30 protein-coding genes, 1 tRNA gene and 1 pseudogene are annotated in these 24,674 nt (G+C 69.5%); 14 read left to right on the top strand and 18 right to left on the bottom strand.

Going from position 1 to position 24,674, the window contains the following annotated elements:
- The first annotated feature begins 3 nt into the window (after positions 1-3).
- The 6 genes from OIE40_RS09290 to arsA all read left to right on the top strand — a co-directional run bounded on the left by OIE40_RS09290 (position 4) and on the right by arsA (position 5,082).
- Positions 4-999 carry a tyrosine-type recombinase/integrase gene (locus tag OIE40_RS09290; protein WP_264701918.1) on the top strand — a complete coding sequence of 332 codons (996 nt, stop codon included), beginning with the start codon at positions 4-6 and terminating at the stop codon, positions 997-999.
- A 180-nt stretch (positions 1,000-1,179) separates the two neighbouring features.
- Positions 1,180-1,575 carry an ArsR/SmtB family transcription factor gene (locus OIE40_RS09285; protein WP_264701917.1) on the top strand — a complete coding sequence of 132 codons (396 nt, stop codon included), beginning with the start codon at positions 1,180-1,182 and terminating at the stop codon, positions 1,573-1,575.
- Between the two features lie 8 nt (positions 1,576-1,583).
- Positions 1,584-2,381, top strand: a complete 798-nt coding sequence (arsM, locus tag OIE40_RS09280; RefSeq protein ID WP_264701916.1) for an arsenite methyltransferase — start codon at positions 1,584-1,586, stop codon at positions 2,379-2,381.
- 83 nt (positions 2,382-2,464) lie between these two features.
- Positions 2,465-2,833 carry an ArsR/SmtB family transcription factor gene (locus tag OIE40_RS09275; RefSeq protein ID WP_264701915.1) on the top strand — a complete coding sequence of 123 codons (369 nt, stop codon included), beginning with the start codon at positions 2,465-2,467 and terminating at the stop codon, positions 2,831-2,833.
- 66 nt (positions 2,834-2,899) lie between these two features.
- Complete coding sequence (arsD, locus tag OIE40_RS09270; RefSeq protein WP_264701914.1) at positions 2,900-3,343, top strand: arsenite efflux transporter metallochaperone ArsD; 444 nt, start codon at positions 2,900-2,902, stop codon at positions 3,341-3,343.
- Entirely contained in the window at positions 3,340-5,082 is a 1,743-nt protein-coding gene (gene arsA / locus OIE40_RS09265; protein WP_264701913.1) for an arsenical pump-driving ATPase, read from the top strand. Before arsD ends, arsA begins: the two co-directional genes overlap by 4 nt.
- A 64-nt stretch (positions 5,083-5,146) precedes the next feature.
- Here arsA and OIE40_RS09260 read toward each other — a convergent pair whose 3' ends face one another.
- Positions 5,147-5,575, bottom strand: a complete 429-nt coding sequence (locus tag OIE40_RS09260) for an arsenate reductase ArsC (RefSeq protein ID WP_413774485.1) — start codon at positions 5,573-5,575, stop codon at positions 5,147-5,149.
- A gap of 85 nt (positions 5,576-5,660) precedes the next feature.
- Between OIE40_RS09260 and OIE40_RS09255 the strand changes: the two genes are divergently transcribed.
- Both OIE40_RS09255 and OIE40_RS09250 read left to right on the top strand, forming a co-directional pair.
- Positions 5,661-6,350: a metalloregulator ArsR/SmtB family transcription factor gene (locus OIE40_RS09255; protein ID WP_264701911.1), complete on the top strand. Its 690-nt coding sequence runs from the start codon at positions 5,661-5,663 to the stop codon at positions 6,348-6,350.
- A complete protein-coding gene (locus OIE40_RS09250; RefSeq protein WP_264701910.1) occupies positions 6,328-6,984 on the top strand; it encodes an arsenate reductase ArsC in 657 nt (218 codons plus the stop codon). Before OIE40_RS09255 ends, OIE40_RS09250 begins: the two co-directional genes overlap by 23 nt.
- Positions 6,985-7,126: 142 nt before the next feature.
- Here the strand turns inward: OIE40_RS09250 and OIE40_RS09245 are convergent.
- Positions 7,127-8,382 (bottom strand): annotated as a pseudogene (locus OIE40_RS09245) (IS256 family transposase).
- A 196-nt stretch (positions 8,383-8,578) separates the two neighbouring features.
- Positions 8,579-8,661, bottom strand: a tRNA-Leu gene (locus tag OIE40_RS09240).
- A 117-nt stretch (positions 8,662-8,778) separates the two neighbouring features.
- Between OIE40_RS09240 and OIE40_RS09235 the strand changes: the two genes are divergently transcribed.
- On the top strand, positions 8,779-9,837 hold the full coding sequence (locus tag OIE40_RS09235) for a glycerophosphodiester phosphodiesterase (RefSeq protein WP_264701909.1): 1,059 nt from the start codon (positions 8,779-8,781) through the stop codon (positions 9,835-9,837).
- A 46-nt stretch (positions 9,838-9,883) separates the two neighbouring features.
- Positions 9,884-10,234: a PI-PLC domain-containing protein gene (locus tag OIE40_RS09230; protein WP_264701908.1), complete on the top strand. Its 351-nt coding sequence runs from the start codon at positions 9,884-9,886 to the stop codon at positions 10,232-10,234.
- Positions 10,235-10,238: 4 nt separating this feature from the next.
- Here OIE40_RS09230 and OIE40_RS09225 read toward each other — a convergent pair whose 3' ends face one another.
- The 3 genes from OIE40_RS09225 to OIE40_RS09215 are packed head-to-tail and all read right to left on the bottom strand — an operon-like array spanning position 10,239 to position 12,913.
- A complete protein-coding gene (locus OIE40_RS09225; protein WP_264701907.1) occupies positions 10,239-11,657 on the bottom strand; it encodes a DNA polymerase IV in 1,419 nt (472 codons plus the stop codon).
- On the bottom strand, positions 11,657-12,157 hold the full coding sequence (locus OIE40_RS09220) for a dihydrofolate reductase (RefSeq protein WP_264701906.1): 501 nt from the start codon (positions 12,155-12,157) through the stop codon (positions 11,657-11,659). Before OIE40_RS09220 ends, OIE40_RS09225 begins: the two co-directional genes overlap by 1 nt.
- A gap of 33 nt (positions 12,158-12,190) precedes the next feature.
- Entirely contained in the window at positions 12,191-12,913 is a 723-nt protein-coding gene (locus tag OIE40_RS09215; protein ID WP_264701905.1) for a TetR/AcrR family transcriptional regulator, read from the bottom strand.
- Between the two features lie 71 nt (positions 12,914-12,984).
- On the opposite strand from OIE40_RS09215, the gene OIE40_RS09210 reads away from it, so the two are divergent.
- Positions 12,985-13,365 carry a VOC family protein gene (locus OIE40_RS09210; protein ID WP_264701904.1) on the top strand — a complete coding sequence of 127 codons (381 nt, stop codon included), beginning with the start codon at positions 12,985-12,987 and terminating at the stop codon, positions 13,363-13,365.
- Positions 13,366-13,369: 4 nt separating this feature from the next.
- Here OIE40_RS09210 and OIE40_RS09205 read toward each other — a convergent pair whose 3' ends face one another.
- The 5 genes from OIE40_RS09205 to rph form a co-directional block, all read right to left on the bottom strand.
- Complete coding sequence (locus OIE40_RS09205) at positions 13,370-14,056, bottom strand: esterase/lipase family protein (protein ID WP_264701903.1); 687 nt, start codon at positions 14,054-14,056, stop codon at positions 13,370-13,372.
- A complete protein-coding gene (locus tag OIE40_RS09200) occupies positions 14,053-14,961 on the bottom strand; it encodes an alpha/beta fold hydrolase (protein ID WP_264701902.1) in 909 nt (302 codons plus the stop codon). The genes OIE40_RS09205 and OIE40_RS09200 overlap by 4 nt, the downstream gene beginning before the upstream one ends.
- Positions 14,961-15,755 (bottom strand): thymidylate synthase, encoded by a 795-nt coding sequence (locus tag OIE40_RS09195; RefSeq protein ID WP_264701901.1) that lies wholly within the window; start codon positions 15,753-15,755, stop codon positions 14,961-14,963. Before OIE40_RS09195 ends, OIE40_RS09200 begins: the two co-directional genes overlap by 1 nt.
- Positions 15,756-15,757: 2 nt before the next feature.
- The gene (gene rdgB, locus OIE40_RS09190) at positions 15,758-16,360 is read right to left on the bottom strand and encodes an RdgB/HAM1 family non-canonical purine NTP pyrophosphatase (RefSeq protein ID WP_264701900.1); all 603 of its coding nucleotides are present in this window, start codon (positions 16,358-16,360) and stop codon (positions 15,758-15,760) included.
- 130 nt (positions 16,361-16,490) lie between these two features.
- Entirely contained in the window at positions 16,491-17,216 is a 726-nt protein-coding gene (gene rph, locus OIE40_RS09185; protein ID WP_264701899.1) for a ribonuclease PH, read from the bottom strand.
- Between the two features lie 137 nt (positions 17,217-17,353).
- Here rph and OIE40_RS09180 point away from each other — a divergent pair, with 137 nt between their 5' ends.
- Both OIE40_RS09180 and OIE40_RS09175 read left to right on the top strand, forming a co-directional pair.
- Positions 17,354-18,166: a hypothetical protein gene (locus OIE40_RS09180; RefSeq protein ID WP_264701898.1), complete on the top strand. Its 813-nt coding sequence runs from the start codon at positions 17,354-17,356 to the stop codon at positions 18,164-18,166.
- A gap of 52 nt (positions 18,167-18,218) precedes the next feature.
- The gene (locus tag OIE40_RS09175) at positions 18,219-19,049 is read left to right on the top strand and encodes a hypothetical protein (RefSeq protein ID WP_264701897.1); all 831 of its coding nucleotides are present in this window, start codon (positions 18,219-18,221) and stop codon (positions 19,047-19,049) included.
- 40 nt (positions 19,050-19,089) lie between these two features.
- Here OIE40_RS09175 and OIE40_RS09170 read toward each other — a convergent pair whose 3' ends face one another.
- Positions 19,090-19,554, bottom strand: a complete 465-nt coding sequence (locus OIE40_RS09170; RefSeq protein WP_264701896.1) for an OsmC family protein — start codon at positions 19,552-19,554, stop codon at positions 19,090-19,092.
- A 131-nt stretch (positions 19,555-19,685) separates the two neighbouring features.
- Between OIE40_RS09170 and murI the strand changes: the two genes are divergently transcribed.
- The gene (murI, locus tag OIE40_RS09165; protein WP_264701895.1) at positions 19,686-20,483 is read left to right on the top strand and encodes a glutamate racemase; all 798 of its coding nucleotides are present in this window, start codon (positions 19,686-19,688) and stop codon (positions 20,481-20,483) included.
- A gap of 40 nt (positions 20,484-20,523) precedes the next feature.
- Here the strand turns inward: murI and OIE40_RS09160 are convergent, their stop codons facing one another.
- The 6 genes from OIE40_RS09160 to clpS all read right to left on the bottom strand — a co-directional run bounded on the left by OIE40_RS09160 (position 20,524) and on the right by clpS (position 24,578).
- A complete protein-coding gene (locus OIE40_RS09160; RefSeq protein ID WP_264701894.1) occupies positions 20,524-20,802 on the bottom strand; it encodes an LPXTG cell wall anchor domain-containing protein in 279 nt (92 codons plus the stop codon).
- A gap of 282 nt (positions 20,803-21,084) precedes the next feature.
- Positions 21,085-21,288 carry a hypothetical protein gene (locus OIE40_RS09155; RefSeq protein ID WP_264701893.1) on the bottom strand — a complete coding sequence of 68 codons (204 nt, stop codon included), beginning with the start codon at positions 21,286-21,288 and terminating at the stop codon, positions 21,085-21,087.
- An 8-nt stretch (positions 21,289-21,296) separates the two neighbouring features.
- Complete coding sequence (gene feoB, locus OIE40_RS09150) at positions 21,297-23,246, bottom strand: ferrous iron transport protein B (protein WP_264701892.1); 1,950 nt, start codon at positions 23,244-23,246, stop codon at positions 21,297-21,299.
- Positions 23,246-23,470, bottom strand: coding sequence for a FeoA family protein (locus tag OIE40_RS09145; RefSeq protein ID WP_264701891.1), 225 nt, complete (start codon positions 23,468-23,470; stop codon positions 23,246-23,248). Before OIE40_RS09145 ends, feoB begins: the two co-directional genes overlap by 1 nt.
- Positions 23,471-23,790: 320 nt before the next feature.
- Positions 23,791-24,348, bottom strand: a complete 558-nt coding sequence (locus tag OIE40_RS09140) for a DUF2017 domain-containing protein (RefSeq protein ID WP_264701890.1) — start codon at positions 24,346-24,348, stop codon at positions 23,791-23,793.
- Entirely contained in the window at positions 24,345-24,578 is a 234-nt protein-coding gene (gene clpS, locus OIE40_RS09135; protein ID WP_264702334.1) for an ATP-dependent Clp protease adapter ClpS, read from the bottom strand. The genes OIE40_RS09140 and clpS overlap by 4 nt, the downstream gene beginning before the upstream one ends.
- Positions 24,579-24,674 lie beyond the last annotated feature (96 nt).

Here is a 24,674-nt window from a genome sequence, read left to right as displayed (position 1 = left end):
CGGTTGGTCGAAAGCGAAACCTGGCGCCCACCCGCCGTCCGACTGGCCCAAGCCGCCGCTGCGGCAGCGGCGCCCAAGCCCGTGCCGCTGACCGTCGAGACGTTTGCCAGGACGTGGCTGCGCGACCTTGACCTCCGGCCCGCGACCCGGCGCGACTACGACTCGCTGCTGGCCAATCACATCGTTCCTGCGCTGGGAACGATGCCGGTGGAGGAACTGACCAAGAGTGGCGTCCGGCAGTGGTGGAGCACGCTCGACCCGACGAAACCACGCGCCCGGTCCAAGGCGTTCCAATTGCTCCACAACGTCATGGTCGGCGCGGTGGAGTCTGAGCTGGTCGACAGCAACCCGGTGGCGCTGCCGAGCCGCACCAAGGTGCGCACGAAGCGAGCCAAGAACATCGAGCCACTGACCGTGGCGCAAGTCGCCGACCTGGCGCGCGCCATGCCTGCGCGGCTGCGCACGGCCGTGCTTCTGGGCTGTTGGTGCGCTCTTCGGTACGGGGAGCTGTCGGAACTGCGACGCCAGGACGTCGATCTCAAGGCGGGCGTGCTCGAGGTGTCTCGCGGAGTGGTGAAGGTCAAGGGCGGCTACCTCATTGGTGACACCAAGACCGATGCCGGCGTCCGTCGGGTACACGTTCCGCCAGCCCTGCTGCCGGAGCTGAAGACCCATCTCGACACCTACGTGGACGCGGGTCCGGAGGCGCTGCTGTTCCCGGCGCCCACCGGCGGCCACCTGCATTCGTCCTCGTTCGCGCGGCTCTTCCGGAAGGCCGCTGCGGCGGCGGGCCGTCCGGACGCCACACCAGACACGCTACGCCACACCGGTGCCTCACTCGCGACCTCCGTCGGAGCCACCACCGCCGACGTCATGGCGCGCCTTGGGCACGCCACTCCGGGCATGGCCATGCACTACCAGCACAGCTTGGACGGAGCGGACGCGAGGGTAGCTCAGGGGCTGTCCCGGATTCTGGAAGGGACGCGACCAACGGGCTAGCGTTCACCACGATTCGCTGGTCTGACTAGTGGAGATACTAGGCTTGACGTCCGATCCCCTCCTACTGCGGGCAAGCACGGGCAGCGAGATGTAGCCCCGGCAACCTCCACGAGAAGTTGTGTCGGAATCATCGATGAGCCTCTATTGATCGACACTAGTCGATATGATAGACACATATCTATGAGTCTTCAGGAGGTCTCGGCCCGACCCATGTTGGTGGGGGATCTGTGCTGCTCGCCGGTGTTGCAGGCGGAGTTGCAGCCGGAGGAGGCGTTGGTGTTGGCGGGGGCGTTGAAGGCGTTGGCTGACCCGGCCCGGTTGCGGTTGTTGAGCCTGATCCGTGCTACTGCGGGGGGCCGGGCGACGACGGGTGTGTTGGCTGAGCGGTTGGGGTTGAGTCAGCCGACGGTGACCCACCACTTGGGGGCGTTGTTCGATGCCGGGTTCCTGGAGCGGGAACGGGACGGCCGCCAGACCTGGTACTGGGTGAACGTTGCCGGGCTGCAGGCGATCCATCAGCTCCTCGACCCGGCCCCGACGAAGCAGCTGCTGACGATCGAAACGAACAGGAAGTGAGTGGAGTAATGGGTGACAGTGATGTGGTGGGGCAGGTCCGGGACCGGTACGCCGCCGCGGCGAGAGCGGCGATGAGCACCGGTAGACGGCCCATCGACATCCTGGACGATCTGGACGGTGGCGGCAGCGGCTATTGCGGCGGGGATGGCTGCTGCTCTGGTACCGCGGAGACCGAGGTGTTCGGGTCGGCTCTGTATGACGCCGATCAGGCCGGACAGGTGCCCGAGCTGGCTGTGACCGCGAGCCTGGGCTGCGGGAACCCGACCGCGGTGGCCGAGCTGAACCCCGGCGAGCGCGTCCTCGACCTCGGTTCGGGCGGCGGGCTGGACGTGCTGCTGTCGGCCCGCAGGGTCGGTCGGGACGGGTTTGCCTACGGGGTCGACATGACCGACGAGATGCTCGCCCTGGCCCGCGAAAACGCGGCCAAGGCGGGCGCCACCAACGTCGAGTTCCTGAAGGGCCGGATCGAACAGGTGCCGCTGCCGGATGCCGCGGTGGACGTGGTGATCTCCAACTGCGTGATCAACCTATCGGTGGACAAGCCGAAGGTCCTGGACGAGATGTTCCGCGTCCTCGCTCCCGGCGGCCGGGTCGGCGTCTCCGACGTGGTCGCCGAGGACTACCTCACCCCCGCTGATCGGACCGAGCGCGGCAGCCACGTCGGCTGCGTCGCCGGCGCGCTCTCCCGCCAGGAGTACATCGACGGGCTCACCGCCGCCGGATTCACCGACATCGAGGTGAGGTTCACCCACGAGGTCGCCCCACAGATGCACGGCGCCATCGTGCGGGCCGTCAAGCCTGCCTAGCCTGACGGGCGGGACCGCCAACAGGCATTAGCCGACGTATCGAACTCTGTCGATACGTCGGCTAGGCTGTAAGGATGGCGCGGATGACACTCGATGTGATGGTTGCCGGTGATCCTGGCGAGGCGTGCGCACCCGAGTCCGGCGAGTTGATTCCCGCCGCGCGGGCGGACTGCCTGGCGGAGATCTTCAAAGCGCTCGCCGATCCGGCTCGGGTCAGGCTGCTGGCGCACATCGCCACCGCCGAGCACGGCACCGCGTGCGCCTGCCACATGCCCGACGCCCTGGGAATCAGCCAGCCGACCCTGTCGCATCACCTGAAGAAGCTAGTCAGCGCCGGCCTAGTGACCCGCGAACGGCGGGGCCGCTGGGCCCACTATGCCGCGGTCCCTGCCGTCCTTGACGTGGCCCGGGACTTCCTCGGAGAGGCGACCGACGGCCCCCGCTGCTGTTGACGCTCGTCACATTGACACCCGTCGATACGACTGCTTGAATCTCGTATTGACAATCGTCTATACGAGATGGAGCTGCTGATGCCCCTGATCAAGGTCTTCGAAGGACCGCTGTGCTGTAACACCGGGGTGTGCGGCCCCGACCCTGCCCAAGCGGTGGTGGACTTCACCGCGGACGCGCGATGGGTTTCCGACCAGGGAGTACGCCTGACCCGGGCGAATCTGGCCCAAGACCCGGCCGCGTTCGCCGCCGACGGGTTGGCGGTGGCTTTCCTGCAGACGGCTGGGGCAGACGCGCTCCCGTTGGTGACCGTGGATGGCATGACGGTGCTGATCGGCCGCTACCCGACACGGTCCGAACTCGCCAGCTACGCCGGCCTGACAGTGCAGGAGGCGTCCACGTCGGCGGCCTGCTGTGGCGGTGAGGCGGCCGAACTCGGCTGTTGCGCGCCCGCAATCCAGACCCTGCAGATTACGACTCCCCGCCGCGGATGCTGCGGAGGCGACCGGTGAGATTCCTCGACGAGCTGCCGCGCTACGTGTTCTTCACCGGCAAGGGCGGGGTGGGCAAGACCAGTGTGGCGTGCGCGACCGCGGTCGACCTGGCGGATCGGGACCGCCGGGTGCTCCTGGTCTCCACCGACCCGGCGTCCAACGTTGGCCAGGTGTTCGGCCAGGCGGTCGGTGACCAGATCAGCCCGATCTCGGCCGTGCCCGGCCTGGACGCCCTGGAGATCGACCCGGAAGAGGCGGCCGCGCAGTACCGGGACCGCACCCTGGCCCCGGTCCGCAACTTCCTGTCCGAAGCGGACCTGGCGGCGGTGACCGAGCAGCTGTCGGGCGCCTGCACCACCGAGATCGCCTCGTTCAATCAGTTCACCGACCTGCTCGCTGGCACCGACGCAACCGACGGCTACGACCACGTCATCTTTGACACCGCCCCGACCGGCCACACCGTCCGGCTCCTCCAGCTGCCCGGCGAGTGGACCAGGTTCATCGACGACGGCAAGGGCGACACCTCCTGCCTCGGGCCGATGTCCGGGCTGGAGAAGTCGAGGTCCACCTACGGACGCGCACTGGCCACCCTGGCCGATCCGGCCAGCACCCGACTCGTCCTGGTCGCCCGCGCCCAGCACGGCGCCCTGACCGAAGCGGCCCGCACCGTCGACGAGCTGGCCGAGGCCGGCGTGCTGGCCACCCACCTCGTCGTCAACGGCGTCATGCCATCCGGCGCCGATGGGGACCGACTGGCCGACACCATCCGCGAGCGGGAACAACAAGCGCTCGCCGACCTCCCACCGCAGCTGGCCGGGCTGGCCAGCGACCACCTCGCCCTCCGCGGGGTCGACATGGTCGGCGTCCCCGCCCTCCGCAGCCTCCTCAGCGTGGACGCGAAAGTGGCCCACGTCGACCAAACGTGGACGGCCGTGGCAGCGTCCCTGCCGGGCCTGGATGCGCTCGTGGCAGAGCTGGCCACCACCGATCAGGGACTGGTGATGTGCATGGGCAAGGGCGGTGTCGGCAAGACCACGATCGCCAGCGCGGTCGCGCTCCAGCTGGTCGCCCTCGGCAAGGACGTCCACCTGACCACCACCGACCCGGCCGCCCACCTCGACACATCGCTGGCCTCGGACCGGCTACGGGTGTCGAGCATCGACCCCGATCAAGCCACCGCCGAGTACCGGGAACGGGTCATGGCGACCAAAGGCGCGACCCTGGACGACGACGGACGAGCCGCTCTGGCCGAGGACCTCCGCTCACCCTGCACCGAAGAAGTCGCGGTGTTCCAAGCATTCTCCCACGCCGTGGCCGAGGCCCGGCACAGGTTCGTCGTGATGGACACCGCTCCCACCGGTCACACCCTGCTGCTGATGGACGCCAGCGGCTCCTACCACAACGAAATCGTCCGGAACATGGCCGACGGCATGAACTTCACCACCCCGCTGATGCGCCTGCAGGACCCCGACTACACAAAGGCGATCATCATCACCCTGGCCGAAACCACACCTGTTCTGGAAGCCGAACAACTCCAGGCCGACCTCGAACGCGCCGACATCCACCCCTGGGCATGGGTGATCAACCAGACCCTCGACGGCGCCGACACGGCCAACCCACTGCTGCGACAGCGGCAGAGCGCCGAAGCCGGGCCACTGGCCGCGATCCGGCGCGACGGCCGCCGCCTCGCCCAAGTGCCGTGGGGAGACGCTGTCGCCACACCCAGCCGGCCGGCAACCGAGGCCCTCGTCCACTGATCAGCACATCGCAAGAAGGTCTGCGCGGCACCAGTCTCAGGGCTGGTGCCGCGCTCGGCATGGATCACGACGCCGGGACGCCTTCGGCCTGGTTGGGGAGGATCTCATCGAGGAGGGTCTCGATGCGGCGGCGGATCTCATCACGGATCGGCCGCACAGCCTCGATGCCCTGCCCGGCAGGGTCGTCCAACACCCAGTCCTCGTACCGCTTGCCCGGATAGAACGGGCAGGTGTCCCCGCAGCCCATCGTGATCACAACATCGGAGGTTTTCACCGCGTCGGTGGTGAGTACCTTGGGCTGTTCGCCGGTGATGTCGATCCCCTCCTCGGCCATCGCCTGCACCGCGACAGGGTTGACCGCATCAGCAGGGCTCGAGCCCGCCGACAACACCTCCACCCGGTTCCCGGCCAGCCGTCGCAGGTAGCCCGCGGCCATCTGCGAGCGTCCGGCGTTGTGGATACACACGAACAGGACGGTCGGCTTACTCATCATGCCTCGATCTCTCCCGGCTCCCCGGGATTGACGTTCTCGTTTACCTCAGCGATCATTGACTCAATAATCATGGAGGTATCGCCGGATGTCAACCGACCTCGAAACACGCGCCCGCGCCTACGCCGCCCTCGGCGACCCGTCCCGGCTGGCGATCATCGACCTCCTCGCCCACGCCGACCTCGCCCCGAGCGAACTCGGCACCCGCCTGGACATTCCCACCAACCTGATGTCCCACCACCTCCAGATCCTCCAACAGGCCGGGCTCGTCACCCGCCGCCGCTCCGAGGGAGACGGCCGACGGACCTACATCCTCCGCACCGCCGAGTGCAACCAGCTCATCGGCGGCGGCGCCGGCCACCTGCCGCGTCCGGGCAGGGTTGCGTTCGTCTGCTCACAGAACTCCGCCCGCTCCCAGCTTGGCGAGTCCTATTGGCGCACGATCAGTGACATCCCGGTCGTCTCGGCCGGAACCCACCCGGCCGCACGCGTCCACCCCCAGGCAGTGAGAGTCGGACGCCGCCACGGCCTCGACCTCACCGGTGCCACGCCGAAACTCGCCCAGGACGTCCTCACCGGCGACGAACTGCTGATCGCCGTCTGCGACCGCGCTTACGAGGAACTCGACACCCAGCCGCTGCACTGGTCGATCCCCGACCCCGCCCGCGTCGACCGCGCCGACGCCTTCGACACCGCCTACGACAACCTCACCAGCCGCGTCGACCTGCTCGCGGCCAGCCTCGAAGGAGACCCTCATGACCCTCCACACCGTCTCTGAACGCACCTGGGAAAGCCTCCACGCCGACAAGGAGCTTGCCCTCAAACAGGCAGCCGCCCGACTGGCCGACGAGTTCACCGGCCTCTACGGACCCGAGACCATCGAACGATTCCTGGCCAGCTCCTTCGACCAGTTCGCCGACCGCGCCAAAGTCACCAAGTTCCTGCCGATGCTCGCCGAACGGTTCGCCCGCCAACGCCTCCACGCCCTCGCCCGTGTCGAAGGATTCCACACCGACGGCAAACCCGTCGTCTTGTTCCTCTGCACGCACAACGCCGGCCGCTCCCAGATGGCCCTCGGCTTCTTCCAAGCACTCACCGGCGACAAAGCCGTCGCCTGGTCAGGCGGCTCCGAACCCGGCCTCGAGATCAATCCGACCGCCCTCACGGCCATGGCCGAACGGGGCATCGACATCACCCACGAGTTCCCCAAGCCCTGGACCGACGAGACCGTCCGCGCCGCCGACGTCGTGATCACCATGGGCTGCGGCGACGCCTGCCCCATCTTCCCCGGCAAACGCTACGAATCCTGGGAACTCGACGACCCGCACGGCCAAGACCTCGACACCGTCCGCCGCATCCGCGACGACCTCGAACGCCGCGTCCGCACCCTGATCAGCTCAATCGACCTCTGACGCACAATCGGTCCTTCGCCTCCCCCTTGCCGAAGACCGCTGTCCGACTCGTCAGCCATTCACCACTCCCTCGGAATACACAATGTGCATTGCCGGTGGGTGTGGGTCTGTCCGTATTCCGGTGTAACTGGCATCTGGCGTTCTAGTTGTTCGAGGGGCTGATGCGCCCTTCGAAGGTGATGGCGAACGCGTTGAGCGCTGCCTTCCATCGGATGACCCATCGTGCCTTGCCGCGGCCGGTGGGGTCCAGTGACCTGGTGACCAGGTACAGGCACTTGAGTGCGGCCTGGTCGGTCGGGAAGTGGCCCCGGGCCCGGACTGCGCGGCGGTAGCGGGCGTTCAACGATTCGATGCTGTTGGTGGTGGCGATGATCCTTCGGATCTCCACGTCGTAGTCCAGGAACGGCACGAACTCGCTCCAGGCGCGTTCCCACAACGCGACCGCCGCCGGATACTTCGACCGCCAGGTGGCAGCGAACTCGGCGAACCGTTCCCGCGCCATCGACTCGTTGACCGCGGTATAGATCGGTCGCAGGTCCTTCGCGATCCGGTCCCAGTCCTGCCGGGCGGCGTAGCGGAACGTGTTGCGTAGCAGGTGGATCACACACGTTTGGACCACCGTCTTCTCCCACACCGTGTTGACCGCATCCGGTAGGCCCTTCAGTCCGTCGCACACGAGCATGAGCACGTCGGCGACACCCCGGTTCTTGATCTCGGTCAGCACGTTGAGCCAAAACTTCGCACCCTCGCCACCATCGCCGGCCCAGATCCCGAGGATGTCGCGCTCGCCGTGCACGGTGACCCCGATCGCCACGTAGAACGACTTGTTCGTGACCTGGCCGCCGCGGACCTTGACCACGATCGCGTCGATGAACACCACCGAGTACACCCTCGTCCAGGGGCCGGTGCAGCCACTCGGTCATCTCCTCGATCACCCGGTCGCTGATCCGGCTGACCGTGTCCTTGGCGATGCTCGCGCCGTACACCTCGGCGAAATGGGCGCTGCTCTCCCCGGTGGTCAGACCCCGCGCCGTCAACGACAACACGATCCGGTCCACCCCTTCCAGGCGCCGTTTCCCCTTCGGCACGATCACCGGCTCGAACGTGCCGGCCCGGTCCCGTGGCACCGCGACCTGGACCGGGCCGACCTCGGTCAGGACCGTCTTGGCCCGGGTGCCGTTGCGGGAGTTGCCGGAATGGTGACCGGCCGGGTCGTGCGGCTCATAAACCCAGATGGTCGGTCAGCTCCTCCTCCAACGCGGCCTCCAGCACCCGCTTCGTCAGCCCGGACAACAACCCGTCCGGCCCGACCAGCTCGGCACCCTCGCTGCGCGCACGAGCCACCAGGCCACGCGCAATCTCATCCTCTTGTGCTTCGGTCAGCCTCACGGCCGACACTCTCCTGCGTCACTGACAGTCCTTCCCGCCACCCCTTCCGGGGCGGCAGATCAGGCCAGATCAGTTACACCAGATTTCGGACAGTCCCATCATTGGGGCCGTTTCGCGGTCTCTGTTGTTGCACGTATGTTGCACGTTTGGGCCCCTCCGGAGGGGGTCAGAACCTATCGCACCTTGTCAAGTGCCACAAATCGAGTGCCGGAGAAGGGACTTGAACCCTCACGCCCTGCGGGCACAGGAACCTAAATCCTGCGTGTCTGCCAATTTCACCACTCCGGCGGCACCGGTCAGTGTAGGACGCCGGGCGCCAGTCAGCAGAGTTGCCCCCTGTCCGGGGTGGTGGCGGACCGCTTAGCATGGCGCCACCTCGGCGAAGGGGATCGGACGTGGCCAGCGGTGGCGTCCTGCGACGTGCTGCTGGCGCTGATCGGTCCGCACTGGCTGACGATGACGGACGCCGAGGGCAACCGCCGGCTGGACGATCCGGAGGACTTCGTCCGGCTGGAGCTGTCCGCGGCGCTCAACCGCGGCGTCCGGGTGGTACCGATCCTGGTCGACGGCGCGACGATGCCGAAGGTGTCCGACCTGCCCGCCGAACTGGTGCCGATCATCCGGCGGCAGGCGGTCGAGATCAACCCGGTCGGCTTCAACACCGAACGGCTGCTGACGACGCTGAGCGCCCTGCTGGAGCGCCCGGCGACGCCGATGCCGGCGGTGGACATCAGTGCGGCGCCAGGCCCTGCTGCGGCGGACGATCCGACGCCCCCGGCACCGGCGAGGGGTGGACCGGAAGAACCGTCCCCGCGGTCCGCGTCCGGACCGGAAGAACCGTCCCCGCGGTCCACGTCCGGACCGGAAGAACCGTCCCCGCGGTCCACAGGGCCGGTCAGAAGGACGCCGATGCTGATCGGGGCCGGCGTGGTGGTGGTGGTGGTGGCGCTGGCGGTCGGGTTGCTGGTCTGGCGTCCGTGGGCCCGCTCGGACAACAGCCGGTCGACCGCCGGCAGCTCCTCGGCCTCGGCGGGCGCGCCGGTGACGCCCTCCGCACCGACCTCCTCGGCTGCGGCCCTGGCCACCCTGGCGAACCCGCCGATCCTGGCCCACCGCGGCGGCCTGGAGCACCACCAACTCGAGACGATGCAGGCGATGGAGGCGGCGGCCCGCGAGGGCTTCGCCATCGAGACCGACGTGCGCTTCACCTCCGACGGCGTCGCGGTGCTGGTCCACGACGAGGCCGCCAGCAAGGGACTCGACTGCGGCGGTGCGGACATCAAGGTCTCGAAGACTCCGTGGGCGAAGCTCAAGGAGACCCTGCCGGTCGAAGCCGACCTCGCAGGACGACGACAGCTATCAGATCCCCACCCTCAACGCGACCCTGGAGGCGATCGCCGCCGCGAGCCGGACCGCGTGGGTGTTCCTGGAGATCAAGACCGACCCGAGCGACGCTCACCTTGATGACTTGCTGCGGACGCCGGGAAACTACGGGCTAAGCACCCGAGTCGTGTGGACGTCCTTCTCCCGCGAGCGACTCGACCGGGCAGCATCGGCCGTCAGGGAGTTCGGCTGCTCCGACGCGGCCGAATGCCTCGCGCCGGGCGAACGGCGAATGCTGTTCGTGTCGGGCAAGCAGGTGGCGGCGAAGAGCCTTGCCGGCGACACGTTGTGGGGAGTAGCCGTCGAGCGGGCCATCGCGGACACCGACTACGTCAGCAGCCTGCAGATGGCCGGGCGGAAGGTGGTGCTGTGGAACCCCAACGATGCCGGCCAATGGACTGCCGCGGCCGAACTGGCACCGGATGTGGTGATGACCGACTACCCGGAGGAGTACCGCGACTGGCTCGCCAACCGGTGACGCTTCACCCCTGCGCCGGACGCAGCGCCGGGTCGTCGACCGCGAACGTCCGCACCGGACCGGGCCCGGTCTCGGCCGTCTCGAACCGGACGGTGACCCTGCCCAACCCAGTCCCCCAGACCCAGCCGGCACCCTGCTCGTCGTGGACGACGTCGTCGCCCGGCCGGTACCCGGCCGGTCTGCGCGCCATCGTCGGGACCCCGGTGTGGGTGAGCCCGCTGTCCTCGACGAACTCGACCCCTGCCGAGGCACGGTTCTCCACCTCGCCCTGGTTGAGCTGGTCCGGACCAGACGGGTTCACGGCCGGCGTCGCGCCACGCTCGACCGGTGACCGCTCGCCGGGCTCGACCGGCGCGAGCTCGAACAACGCCTCCTGCGCCGACTCGGTGAGTCCGGCCACGCCGACCCCGAGCAACCGCAACCCGCGCGGCACGTCGATGGTGTCCAGCAGCACCCGGGCCACTGCGGCGATGGTCTCGGCGGCGTCCGTGGCCCCGTCCAGGGTGCGCGAACGGGTCAGGGTGGTGAAGTCCGGGTAGCGGGCCTTGAGGGTGATGGTTCGGGCGAACAGTCCCGCCGCGGACAGCCGCCGGGCGACGCCCGTGGCGTCCCGCTCGACCACGGCATCCAGCGCCATCCGGTCGGTCACGTCAGTCTCGAAGGTGTCCTCGACCGAGATCGACTTTGTTTCCCGGTCGGGCTCGACGGGGCGGTCGTCGCGGGCGAACGCCAGGGCAGCGATCCACTCCCCCTGCGCCCGTCCCAGTTCGCGCACCAGCTCGCGCGGCGACAGCCGCTGCAGGTCGGCGACGTTCGAAACCCCTAGCCGGGCGAGCTTCTCCATCGTCACCGGCCCGATGCCGGGGATCGCCCGGGCGGGCAGCGGCGCGATCACCTCCACCTCGGTGCCGGGCGCGACCAGGCGGACGCCGTCCGGCTTGGCCAGCTCGGTCGCCACCTTGGCGATGAACTTCGACGACCCCACGCCGACCGACGCGGTCAGCCCGCCAGTCGCCTCGGCCAGGCGCAGCTTCAGCGCCGCCACCTCGGCCAGCACGGCGCCCGGCTCGAGGGAGCGCTCACCGACGGCCAGGTCGACGAACGCCTCGTCGAGGCTCAGCGGCTCGACCAGCGGCGACAGTTCGCGCAGCAACCCCATCACAATGCCGGACGCCGCCCGGTACGCCCCGAACCGGCCGGACAGGAACGCCGCGTGCGGGCAGCGCCGGCGCGCCTCATGCATCGGCATGGCCGAATGGACGCCGAAGGTCCGCGCCTCGTAGGACGCCGTCGACACCACCCCGCGCGGGCCGATCCCACCGACGATCACCGGCTTGCCGCGCAGCGACGGCTTGTCCCGCTGCTCGACGGCGGCGAAGAAGGCGTCGAGGTCGAGGTGCAGGACGGAGGCGTGCGGGCGCATCAGCCCTGGTCGGCTGACCGTCGCCGGTAGTGGACGAACGCGAAGCCGTCGCGCGGGTCGCGGGAGATCTCCTCCCACTCCGACGGCAGCACCTCGGGGAAGAACACCGTACCCTCGGCCGCGGCGTCCACCTCGGTCAGGTCGAGGTCGGTCAACTGCGGCCAGGCCTGCCGGTAGATGGTGCCGCCACCGGCAACGTAGATCTCGTCGTCGAGCGAACGGGCCAGCGCGAGCGCGTCGTCCAGCGACGAGACCGCATAGCCCGTTGCCCGGCCGTCGATGGGCAGGGCGACGCTGGAGGGGTCGCGGGTCACGATGATCGTGGTGCGACCGGGCAGCCAGCGGCCGATCGCGTCGTGAGTGGCGCGACCCATGATCATCGGGTGGCCGAGGGTGACCCGCTTGTACCTGGCCCAGTCCTCGGCGATCTCGAAGGGTTGCCGCTGACCGTCGCCGATCACCCCGTTGGAGCCGACGATCGCGATGCCAATGATCCGCACGCGCCGAGCCTACCGAGGCTCACCGACACAGTCTCAGTGCGCCCGGGCACTCCTCGCGGCCAGGCCGTCCAGGATCACGTCCAGCCCGAACTCGTAGGCGTTGTCGGGGTCGTGCGCGGCACCGTACCGCTCGCCGGCCGAGGTCCCGATTCGGTCGGCCAGGGGGAACTCGCCGGCGATGTCGAGCGCCGCCAACGCAGCGCCTTCGCGGCTCCACCAGTCAGCTGCGCTCTCGTCCGCCCGCTCGGCGGCGATGCGGCGTGTGGTTCGCTCGTTCGTCCGGACGAAGTCGAGTACCAGGGTGAGCGCGGCGTCCTTCTCGACGTCGGAGAGGTTCAGGGGCTCCACGGCCGCGAGTTCGCGTTCGTACTTGGCCAGCGTGCCCGGCCCGAGGATCGCGCGTTCCGATTCGAGATCGGCGAGCCAGGGGTGGGCCTGCAGCAGTGCACGGTTCTCGGAGGCCACCTGCCGGAGCTGCCGGCGCCAGTCGCCCTCCCTGACGGTCACGGCCATGGTCGCCCGACAACGGTCGACCATCAACTCGAGCAACTGGTCCCGCCCGCTCACCGTCGAGTACAGCGTCATCACCGGAAGCCCCGCGGCCTGCGCCACCTCGCGCAGGCCGAAGCCGCTGCCGACCCGATCCGCGACCGCAATGCCGGCGGTCACCACGTCGTCCAGGTTGACCCGGGACGGCCGACCGCGGCGCGGTCCGAGCGGAAAGCGGTCGCGCCAGAGCAGTCGCACGGTGTGCATGGGTCTCCTTGCCCGTGTGATCCCTTGCGCGTAGTCTGATATATCCGTACAGCGTACTGAAATGGAGCGGCATGCACATCACCTCGTTCGCGATCTCGTTGAACGTTCCGGCACCGAGGGCCTCGGCGGACTTCCTGAAGCGACACTTCGGCTACACGGTGGCGATGGAGCAGGAGGACTTCTTCGTCTCGCTCAACCATCCGGACGGAGGGCCGAACGTCATCTTTCTGCGGACGGGGCTCGGTACCTTCAAGCCCGCGGACCGCGCGGGTTCGGCCGGTGAAGGGCTGCTGCTGGTCTTCGTGGTCGACGATCTGGACCGGCACCACGAGAGGTTGGTGGCGGACGGCGCCGAGGTCGTCACCGAACCCGAGACGGAACCCTGGGGCGAGCGGTACTGCCAGTACCGCGACCCGAACCGCCTGATCGTGCAACTGGTGCAGTGGGTGTGATCAGTCAGGTCAGGCCGTGCACGCTGTCGTGAATGACCCGGTGCACGCCCGGGTCGCGCAGGGGGCGGAAGTGGCCCGACACGTCCAGGGCCACGTTGCGGGCGCCCTCCAGCCGACTGCCCTCGGGGATGACCTGGTCGTGCCGGGGCTGCAGGGAGACGATGCGGGCGTTCACGTCACGTTGCTCGGCCAGGTCGAGGATCGCCCGCCCCTTCGGCGCGAAGATGCCCAACGGGGAGCGGGCGAGCACCGGCCACGACAGCGACGACCCGCCGAACGGGGTGCTCAAAGCGACCATGCCGCGCACCCGGGGGCCGGCGTCCGGGTCGAGCATCACCAGCTTGCCGATCAGGCCGCCCTTGGAGTGGGCGACCAGCACCACCCCCGACAGGTCGTGCTCGGCGAGGTAGTCGACGACGACCCGGGTCGCGGCCGGCAGCGGCCCCCCGTTGCCGCCCAGGGATTCGAGCAGGTGCACCGGGTGCCCCCACCCGTTCAGGGCCCTGGCCAACGGCACCAGGTAGCGCCAGCGTTCCCAGATCCCCGGCAACAGCACCAGCGGGGTGTGATGGGCGGGGTCGGGCCCCGGCCGGCGGAAGGCGTCCGGCGTCCCGGACCGGCTCAGCGCCCGCACCCACCAGGCGATGCCGTAGGCCCAGTCGACGACCCCGGCCAGTGCGCGGCTTCTCACGCCCGGCCGATCCCAGCCAGCGCGGTCAACTCGTCGGCGAGCTCCTTCTGCCGGTCGTAGACGACGCCGTGGGCCGCCCCCGGAATGGTGACCACGATCGCCCCGGAGACCTCGGCCGCCAGCTTCTCGCGCCACGCCTGCGGGCTGACCCGGTCGAACTCTCCTCCGACCAGCACAATCGGTCGCGTCTTGGAGAGCAGCAGCCGCTGCTCGATCGGGTAGGCGATCACCCTGGGCGCGGTGTCGCTGATCCACCGGAACCCGGCCCGCAGGTACGACCCGATCGCGGCCAGCGAGTTGCCGAGCGGTTCGTGCAGTGCCGAGCCGATGAACCGGCGCACCACCGCCCGCAACGACCGCTCCTGCGCCATCACCACCGGGCCGATCAACATCGCGGCGCTGCTGTAGCCGGGATATTCGGCGAGAATCTCGGTGATCACCTGGGCACCCATCGAATGCCCGACCAGCAGCGGGTCGATGACCTGCAACTCGTCCAGCGCGCGCTTGACCACGTCGGCGAAGTCGACGATCGCCAGCCGGTGCTCGGGCTTGGGCAGGTCGTGGAAGCCCGGCAGGTCGAACAGCAGCACGCGCCCGTACGGAGCGAGTTCGTGCGCCAGCGGGACGAAGAACCGCGACGACACCCCCAGCCCGTGGATCAGCGCGAAGCTGGTCAGGTCGGCCCGCTCCGCCTCCTCCGGGCGCATCGTCCACAGCTCGTACACCCGCACCCGGGCGTCCGCGAACTGGAACTCGTGAATGGTCATCCGCTCGAACGCCGACGTCCGCCGGCCCAACAGGAACCGGCGCAGCGGGGTGATGAGCGCCGAGCCGACCGGGAACCGACGCCCCGGCGCGGCGGGGGTCCCGCGGTCCGGCTGCTCGGCGTGGGCGGTGGGGGTCACTAGACCGCGATGGGGGCCTTGATGACCGGGTACGGGTCGTAGTCGAGCACCTCGATGTCGGCCAGTTCGAACCCGTCGATCGTGGTGACGGCCGGGTTGAGCCGCAGCGTGGGCAGCGGACGCGGCGTCCGGGTGAGCTGTTCGTCGGCCTGCTCGAGGTGGTTCAGGTACAGGTGCGCATCGCCCAGGGTGTGCACGAAGTCACCGACCTCGAGGCCGGTGACCTGGGCGACCATGTGGGTCAGCAGGGCGTACGAGGCGATGTTGAACGGCACCCCCAGAAAGATGTCGGCCGAGCGCTGGTAGAGCTGGCAGGACAACCGCCCGTCGGCCACGTAGAACTGGAAGAACGCGTGGCACGGCGGCAGCGCCATCTGCGCCAGGTCGCCGACGTTCCAGGCCGAGACGATATGGCGACGCGAATCGGGGTTGGTGCGGATGGCCTCGATCACCTGCGCGAGCTGGTCGATGTGTCGCCCGTCGGGTGTTGGCCACGACCGCCACTGGTAGCCGTAGATCGGGCCGAGCTCGCCGGTGGCGTCCGCCCATTCGTCCCAGATGGTGATGCCGTTGTCGTGCAGCCAGCCCACGTTGGTCTGGCCGCGCAGGAACCACAGCAGCTCGCCGAACACGCTGCGGGTGTGCACCTTCTTGGTGGTCAGCAGCGGGAAGCCGGCGTTGAGGTCGAAGCGCATCTGGTGGCCGAACACGCTTCGGGTGCCGGTGCCGGTGCGGTCGTCCTTGAATACCCCGGTGTCGCGGACCAGTCGAAGCAGATCCAGGTACTGCTGCACGGTCAACCCTCTCCGTGTTGCGCCAGCCAGGCCAGCATGGCCCGGACCGCCTTGCCGCGGTGGCTGATCGCGTCCTTCTCGGCCGGGGTCAGCTCCGCATTGGTGCGGCTGTTGCCGTCGGCCACGAAGATCGGATCGTACCCGAAGCCGTTACCGCCCCGGGGCTCCGACACGAGGTGCCCCTCCATGGTGGCCCGCAGCACGTGCTCGGCACCGTCGGGGTGGGTGTAGGCGACGGCGCAGACGAAGCGTCCGGTGCGTTGCGCGGGGTCGGTGTCGGCGAGCTGGGCGATCAGCAGGTCGAGGTTGGCCTGATCGCCGGCACCCTTGCCGGCCCAGCGCGCCGATCGGACGCCCGGCATGTTGTTGAGCAGGTCCACCTCGATGCCGGAGTCGTCGGCCAGTGCCGGCAGCCCGGTGGCCGCCGCGGCTGCCCGGGACTTGATCAGCGCGTTGCCCTCGAAGGTGCGTTCGGTCTCGTCCGGTTCTGGGTAGCCGGCGACGTCATCCAGCCCGACGATGTCGAGGTCGAGCGCCTGATCGGCCACCAGCCGCCTCAGCTCGGACAGCTTCTTGGCGTTGTGGGTGGCCAGCACGACCCTCATCGCACCCCCCGGCCTGAAATGGGGACGGTTCCATGTGAGGCCACCGCATCTCCCCTTGTCGGGACTATTTTGACCGCGGGCAAGGCGTGGCCTGAAAAAGAACAGTCCCCATGTGAGGCCAGAGCCCCGGTCATCGGGCCAGCGCCTCGGCCTGCAGGCGGGTGAGTTCCGCGGTGCCGGCAACACCCAGGTCGAGCAGGGCGTCCAGGACGCCGCGGTCGAACGGCTGCCCCTCGGCGGTGCCCTGCACCTCGATGAACCGGCCGGCGCCGTCGGTGACCACGTTCAGGTCGACGTCGGCGATCGAGTCCTCGACGTAGGGCAGGTCGAGCAGCGGGGTGTCCTGCAGGACGCCGACCGACACCGCCGCGACCGACCCGGTCAACGGTTCGCCGGCCAGGGCGTCCCGTTCGCGCAGCCAGGAGACGGCGTCCGCCAGCGCCACGTAGGCACCGGTGATGGACGCCGTGCGGGTGCCGCCGTCGGCCTGCAGCACGTCGCAGTCGAGCACGATGGTGTTCTCGCCGAGCGCCTTGTAGTCGATGACGGCCCGCAGCGACCGGCCGATCAGCCGGGAGATCTCGTGGGTGCGGCCGCCGATCCGCCCCTTCACCGACTCGCGGTCGCTGCGGCTGTTGGTGGCACGCGGCAGCATCGCGTACTCGCTGGTCACCCAGCCCAGCCCCGAGCCCTTGCGCCACCGCGGCACGCCCTGGGTGACGGACGCCGCAACGAGCACCCTGGTGCGGCCGAACTCGACCAGCACCGACCCCTCGGCGTGGTCGAGCCAGTTGCGGGTGATGGTGACCGGCCGGAGCTGGTCGGGGGCGCGTCCGTCGAGGCGGGTGTAGGTCATGGGACCATCCCATGCCGTGCGGGCAGGTTAGTCAAAGCGGAATGCGGCGGCGGCACCCGACATCCCGGATCAAGCCCGGCTTATGCCCGGTCCCGCCGGTCGCCTCAAACGACGGTCGCGCTCGATACGCTGGCGCGATGGAGTCCGAGGAGCAACCGAACCTGGTCTCCACGGTGTTGTTCCTGTTCGGGATCGCGCAGCGGGAGCGACTGCCGGGCACCCTGCTCATCCGCTGGCTGGGCGATGTCGGCGTCCCGGCCACGACGGCCCGCAGCGCACTGGCCCGGATGCGAGCGCAGGGCGCCTTGCGCAGCCATCGACAGGGCCGCACCAGCGATTACGAACTGACGGGGCTGCTGGGCGACTCCTTCCGGCGCACCCGGGACACGGCGTCGAGCGAACCGGCGGGCGCCTGGTCGGGTGACCTGCACGTGATCGTCTTCTCCATCCCCGAAGCGCATCGCGGCGCCCGTGACCGGCTGCGCCGCGCTGCGCGCCTCGCCGGCTACGGCCTGCTGCAACCGGGGGTGATGGTCGCCGTGCAGGACCGCTGGCCACAAGTCAGTGCCGAACTCGGTCCGCTCCCCCAGCACGCCCACGCGCTGCCCGGGCGGCTACCGCTGCCGCTGGAGCGCGCGCGCTGCCTCGCCGCCGACGTCTGGCACCTCGACCACCTCAGCGAGCAGGTGAACCGGGTGGCCGAGCGGCTGGAACGGGCCGCCGCCACCCCGTCCCCGGCTGCCGGTCCGGACGCCCTGCGCCGCTACGTCGGCCTCACCCTGCCGGTGTACCGGCTGTTGTCGTCGATCCCTCAACTGCCGCCGGAACTGCTGGGCGACGACTGGCCGCTGCCACGACTGCTGCGTGCCCTCGCCCGGACCCGGGCCGACCACTGGGACTCCGCCGGCCGCTACGTCCACGGCCTGCTCGAAACCGATCGACACCACTGATCCACACCCGTTATTGGTGTTGTTTTCGTTCACGGCGTGCCATGCTTTCAGCATGAATGACACGGACGCCGTGGCGCCGGTCGAGTCCACGACCACGCAGTCCTCGCTCACGCTGGTCAGCACCGTCGCGTTCACCATCGGCGCCACCGTCATGATCCTGCTGCACGAAACCAGCCATTCCGTCGCGGGCATGATCCTCGGCTACCACCCGACGCAGATCGCCTTCGCGGTCGACGAGCGGCCGACGCCGACCCCCGCAGATCAGGCGATCATCGCCATGACGGGTCCCGTCTTCAGTCTGGTCGCCGGCCTGGCGGGGGTGCTGGCCGACCGGTTGATCAGGCCGCTGCGGCGCAACGGGTTCTGGCGGTTGGTCTGGCTCTGGGCGGTGTTCACCAGCCTGCAGGAGGGCTTCGGCTACTTCACCATCGCCGGTATCGCCAGCGCCGGGGACACCGCGGTGGCGCTGAACGCATGGGACGCGCCCGGGTGGGTGTTCATCGCCGCCACCGCGTTCGGGGTGGCCGGCCAGGTTCTCACTGCCTGGCTGTTCAGCGAGCCGATGAAACGGATGTGCCGCACCGTCAAGGACCGCAACCAGCTCACCGTCTGGGCCTGGATGCTCGGCACCGCGGCCATGCTGGTGCTGATGACGATCTACTCCCTTGTCGTCCCCGGTCTGCCGTTGGAGGTGACGATCACCGTGCTGTCCGGGGCCTTCGCCGTCGGCGTGTTCGCGCCGATGTCGATGATGTTCGGCAACCGGGCCAACACCGCCCTGGATGCCCTGCCGCCGGCCCGCCCGCCGGTGCCGGCCTGGATCGTGCTGGCCGCACTCGTCGCCTTCAACCTGTCGCTGAGTGCTGGCTGGCTCTGGCCCTGACAATGCGGCTCATCGCTCGTCGCGCCGCCGCCGGACCGGTTCAGCTGCTGACCGTGGGCTCGATCCGCACCGGGAAGTTCACCGAATTCGCGATGAAGCACCACTCGTGCGCCAGCTCGTGGGCGCGGACGCCGTCGGCGACCATCGACCGATCGGCCACCGTGACGCGGGGCTGCAGCACCACCTCGCGGAACGCGCCGCCGTTGCCCCGCAGCACCAGCACCCCGGACGCCTCGTCGACGTAGTCGGTGACGACCACCCCGAGCGTCACGCAGGCGTGCAGGTAGGACAGCAGGTGGCACTGCGACAGCGCGGCCAGCAGCAGGTCCTCGGGATTCCAGCGCCCGGCGTCCCCACGGAACGGCTTGTCCGCCGAGCCGAGCAGCACCGGCTTGCCGCTCACCTCGACCTCGACCGCGCGGTCGTAGTCGCGGTACCCGGACGTCCCGGAGCCGCGGTTACCGGTCCAGGTGGCGGTGAGGCGGTACTGGTGCTCGTCGGCCATGCGTCCAGCCTGTCACGGCGTCCGCCCCGACGACATCGCGCGCGTCCCGACACTTTGCGGCTGCAGGAACACCCGCAACGTGACCGACGGCGCGCAACGTCGCCGGGCGTCCGGCCACTAGAGTCGGCACCGTGAGCAACACCGACGGCCCGATCGGCATCTTCGATTCCGGTTTCGGCGGCCTCACCGTGGCCCGCTCGGTGGTCGACCAGATGCCCAACGAGGACATCGTGTACCTCGGTGACACCGCCCGCGCGCCGTATGGCACCAAGAGCCTGCCCGAGGTGCGCGAGTACGCCCTGGAGTGCCTCGACCGGCTCGTCGACCGCGGCGTGAAAGCCCTGGTCATCGCCTGTAACTCGGCCTCGTCGGCGGTGTTGCGGGACGCCCGCGAACGGTACTCGGTGCCGGTGGTCGACGTCATCCTGCCCGCCGCCCGGCGCGCCGTCCGCGTCACCAACAACGGCCGGATCGGCGTGATCTGCACCACGGCGACGGCGTACTCGCGCTCGTACGACGACGCCCTGGCCGCGGTGCCCGATGTCGAGCTGTACACCACCCCGTGCCCGCTGTTCGTCGACTTCGTCGAGGCCGGCGTCACCGGCGGACCCGACCTGGAGGGCATCGCGCACGACTACCTGGAACCCCTGGTGATGGCGAAGATCGACACCCTGATCCTGGGCTGCACCCACTACCCGCTGCTCACCGGCGTGATCAACTACGTGCTCGGCGACTCGGTGACGCTGGTTTCGTCGGCCGACGAGTGTGCCAAGTCGACGTGGGCGACCCTGAACGAGCTGGGACTGCTCAACCACTCCCCTCGTGAGGCGACCCGCGAGTTCCTGACGACCGGTAACCCTGAGAACTTCCAAGGGATCGGGGGCCGTCTGATGGGCGGGTTCGTCCGCGACGTCGGGGCGATCTGGTGACAGCGGCCGGGCGGCGCCAGCCGCCCGGCCGGCCATCGCCTCACCCCCGGCGACGCCGAACGAACAGAACCGCAGCGCCACCCGCCGCCACCAGGACTCCGGCGTACAGCAGCCACAGCCGCGCGTCCGACCCCGTCTGCGGCAGCGGAGTGGGCGCCGGGGAGGGCGGGTCGAACGTGTTGGGCAACTCCAGGTCGACGACCTGCCCGTCCACCTCCCGCTGGCGGGCCAGAAGGAACTCGAACCGTCGTCCGTCCGGTACGGAGCCATCGATCCGCTTCGTCACCGCGAGTGACCCGAGGGCGAAATAGTTCGTCACCGTCACCTGCACGGGGTCCTCCGGCCCAGATGCCGCGACCTGGAACTCGAGGGCTGACCGTGATGCTGGTGTGTTGGTGAATGCAACTTCGTTGGTCGCGCCGGTCTCGACTGTCTAGGCCGACAAGTCTCCGCGGGGCAGCTTCGCCCCCCGGTGCCGTCACCCCACGGCACCCAGTCTCGCCCACGGCCACCAGCGCTGATGCGTGCGTCCTCCTCGAACCCGCGTCAGCACAGCATGCCGCACTTGGGTGGGCGCGGCCCCGTGGGCGCTCGGCGAGGACTACCGGCGCAGGGCGCAGGACAGCGCGCAGCCCCCACAACCCTTCGCGGGACAGCCGAACTGCAGCACGCAGTCCTGGGCCCGACCCATCCGAACCAACTGCTCGGCGGCGGCCTGGACGACGTCGGCGCGCAGCCCGGTGCGGCGTCCCACCTCGGCGAGCGAGCCGGCACCGTCACTGAGGGCGTCCAGGACGGCGGTCACCGGTCCGGCTACCACCACAGGCTCCCGACCTGGAACACCGCCACCGCGAGCAGCCAGGCGACCGCGAGCTGCATCACGATCCCGAACCCCGTCCAGCGCCAGCCGATCTCGCGGCCCTGGGCGCCCAGCGTGGCCACGCACGGGGTGTAGGCCATCAGGAACATCATGAACGCCAGCGCCGCCGGCCCCGGATGCCCACCTGAGGAGTGTGCGAAGTCGGCCATGATCCGCTGCCCCAGAGAGCCGGGGTCGTCGCCCTCGGGTTCGTCGACGGCATAGGTCTGCGCCCACGAGCTGATCACCGCCTCCTTGGCGACGAAGCCGACGACCAGGGCCGAGGTGGTCTGCCACTGGGCGAATCCCGCCGGCTCGAAGACCGGGGTTATCGCCTGGGCGGCCACGCCGTAGACCGAATCCTCGACCTCGATCTCGCCGAAGGTGCCGCCATGCGCCGGGATCGACTGCAGCAGCCAGACCGCTGCCACGGTCGCCACGATGATGCCGGAGGCCGTCTTCAGGAAGCCCTGCAACCGCGTCCAGGTGACCGCGGCGGTGAGCCGCAATGTCGGCAGCTGATAGGTCGGCAGGTCGATGACCAGGGGTTCGGTGCCCATCGTGCGCCACAGCGTCCGGCGCAGCAGCAGGCCGACCGCCACCATCACCACGATCGAGGTGAGGTAGATGCCGAAGACCACGGTGCCGGCCCACTGGCCGAAGAAGATCGTCGACACCAGGACGTACACGGTCAAGCGGGCGGTACAGGAGGTGAACGGCACCAGCAGGGCGGTCAGCAGTCGCTGCCGTGAGTCACCGAGGATGCGGGTCGCGCTGATGGCCGGGACGTTGCAGCCGAAGCCGACCACCAGGGGCAGGAACGCCTTGCCCGGCAGCCCGATGGCACGCATCAGCCGGTCGGTGACCACGGCGGCCCGGGCCAGGTAGCCCGAATCCTCGAGCAGCGCCAGCAGGATGAACATCAGCGTCATCAGCGGCACGAAGGTGAGGATCATCCCCACCCCCGCGATGAGGCCGTTGACGACCAGGCCCTCGACCCACGAGCCGGTCAGCCCGACGGCGGCGAAGCCGGACAGCGCGGCGTCGGTGACCGGACCGGAGAACAGCCCGTCGAAGAAGTCCTGCAGCGGGGCTGCGACGGTGGTGGTGACCTGGAAGACCAACCACATCACGACCAGGAACAGCAGCGGCCCCAGCACCGGGGCGATGGCGACCCTGTCGAGCCGGTCCGAGAAGGTCAGCCGGTCCTCGCCGGGGTCGGCGGCGCCGGCGTCCACCGCGGCGGCCACCCAGGTGAAGCGTTCGTCGGCCTTGGCCAGGTCGTCGGCGCAGCAGTCGTGCCGGCGCCGGTGCGGCGCACGGATCTTCAGGGCGGCGGTCACCGCCTGCCCCAGTTCGCCCAGGCCGTTGCGCCGGCGTGGGTCGATGCCGACCACGGGGCAGCCGAGTGCCTCGCTGAGCGCCTCGGTGTCGATCTCGATGCCGTGCCGCTTCGCCACGTCGAGCATCGTCAGCGCCACGATCACCCGCTGCGGGTGCTCACGGACCTGACTGACCAGATACAGGCTGCGGGAGAGGTGCGCCGCGTCGGCGACCACGACCACGAGGTCGGGGCGGTCATCGGGGTCGGCGAGCAGCAGGTCGCGGGTGAGTTGCTCGTCCGGAGACAGGGGGTCCAGCGAGTAGGCGCCCGGCAGGTCGATCAGGGTGCGCTCGCGCCAGGCGCCGCGCGCCACCTCGACGGTGGTACCGGGCCAGTTGCCGACGGTGGTCCGCGCCCCCGTCAGGGCGTTGAAGAGAGTGGACTTGCCGGAGTTCGGAGCACCGATCAGGGCGATCACCGGGGCACCCGGTCCGGCACCGGTGTTGGCCACCGCACAGTGGCACGTGGCCACCTGGCCGGGACGCTTGGTGACCGCGACGGTGGTGCTGTCCCCCGCCATCAGAGGGACTCCGCCGTGATGCCGCGCAGCAGCGATCGGCCGAGGGCGACCCGGGCGCCGCCGATGGAGACCACCCGTCCGCCGCCGGTGCTGCGCCGCACGACGCTGAACGCCGCGCCGGGACGCAGTCCCTGCCGGCTGAGCTGGAGGGCGTGACCGGCCGGGACGCCGGCCAGGGTCAGTGGGGTTGCCAGCGGGGCGTCCGCGAGCGTGAGTAGGGTCATTCGTGGCTCGGATCGATCGCGCCGAGTAGTCGATTCAGTGAGCTGAGGCGAACCTCGCAGTCACCCTCTGACAAGGGACTCAAGACCCTCACTGGCCGGCTCCGGGCCTCGGCTGCGTCCGGGCCAGCGAAGGCTATCCTAAGTAGCCGCGACGGCGTCCGTGGGCCGAACGGGTTGACCTCCCAGCTTCCGGTCTCACGAATCCCAGAATGTGAGATCGCCCTTCCGGACGCCCCCCCTCGGTCACCGCGAGCGGCAGGGGTGCGGCCGGACGCGGGGCGATCGTCGGCAGGCGCGCCGGCCACAGGCCGGTCGGCGGGTCAGTGCAGCTTGGCGATCATGCTTTCCAGGAAGTAGCCCAGCCACTCGAACATGCCGTACAGCACCGCCTGGGGCTCGTCGTCGTCCAACTGCTCCAACCGCTCCGCGTCGGCGGCGGTCTCGATGCCCAGCCGCACCGCGAGGCTGAGCCGGATCGCGGTGATCGTCTTCAACCAGGCCTCGACGTCGGCCTCGCGGACGACGGCAGGGTCGCGTCCGGCATTGGTCTCGAGCAGGGCGTCGAGCACCACCTGTCCCTGTTCGATCCTGGTGCGCCGCTGCGCCTCTTCGGTGAACCGGCGAAACTCCGCCTCGGCCTTCTCGTCGTCGCGGTAGGCGGCCGGGAACAGCCGGGCGATCACCGGATCGGAGGTGTCCAGCTCGGACGGGGCCGCCATCTCGGCCTCCCACTGGGCGAACGAGTCGCCGGACGACTCCCCCACCCCGTCGCCCTGGAGCAGTCCGAGGAGCTGCTCGACCATCGACTCGAGCACCGCCTCTTCGTAGTCGGCCAGGGTGATCAGCAGCTGGCCGCCGGAACGCTTGAAGCGACTCATTCGGCGCGCTCGAGACTGGCCCACAGGCCGTAGGCGTGCATCGCGTTCACGTCGGTCTCCATCGCCTCGCGGGTGCCCGACGACACCACCGCCTTGCCGTCGTTGTGCACCTGCAGCATCAGCTTGGTCGCCTTCGACTTGGAGTAGTTGAAGTAGGTCATGAACACGTGCGTGACGTAGCTCATCAGGTTCACCGGATCGTCCCAGACGATGGTCACCCAGGTGATCATCTCGACCGGGGCGTCCTGCGGACGTTCGGCCAGCACGGTGCCGCCCTCGGGCACCGCGGGCTGCGTGGCGGACGCGTAAACCATGGGGGCATTCTG

The organism is Micropruina sonneratiae, from assembly GCF_025972045.1.
Classification (GTDB): Bacteria; Actinomycetota; Actinomycetes; order Propionibacteriales; family Propionibacteriaceae; genus Micropruina; species Micropruina sonneratiae.
This window is presented reverse-complemented; position numbering and strand designations above follow the sequence as displayed.